General features: G+C 57.1%; 1 protein-coding gene. It reads left to right on the forward strand.

Annotation, left to right across the window (positions count from 1 at the left end; translation table 11 throughout):
* Nucleotides 1-15: 15 nt before the first annotated feature.
* Nucleotides 16-485, forward strand: a 470-nt coding sequence (locus D6C13_RS25400) for a head completion/stabilization protein (RefSeq protein WP_147408213.1), incomplete at its 3' end; no start/stop codon positions are given.

A 485-nucleotide genomic window follows, 5' to 3' on the forward strand; every position in this document is an offset into this window, starting at 1 on the left:
CATTCAGAGGTCATTATGTCTCTTGTTGTACCTGCACCAAAGCCGGACGCCGCGACGGAACCCGCGATTAAAAACACCCATTTCTGGCCTGATGTCGATCCGGTTGAGCTGCGTGACACGCTGCGCCTGGAAGGCACGGTCACCGCTAAACGTCTGAGAACTGCCGCAAAGTTTGCCATGACCGAAGTGAACGCTGAGCTGTTCAGCTTTCGTGATGCGCAGATTTCGCAGGGCTTTACACGCCTGGCTGATGTTCCTGCCGACCAGATTGATGATGAAAGCGTGAAGGTCTGCGCCTATCAGCGCGCCGTGACGTCTATCGCGGCGGCCTTCCTGGCGGAGCGTTACCCGAATAACGACACCACGGACAAGGGCAGCAAAAAAGCCGAAATTGTGGAAAGCACCGTTGATGATTTATGGCGGGACGGGCGCAACGCGATCGGCGACGTCGCCGGTGTGTCTCACTGCATCATCGGGCTGCTCTG

It is taken from the genome of Rahnella woolbedingensis (assembly GCF_003602095.1).
GTDB lineage: Bacteria > Pseudomonadota > Gammaproteobacteria > Enterobacterales > Enterobacteriaceae > Rahnella > Rahnella woolbedingensis.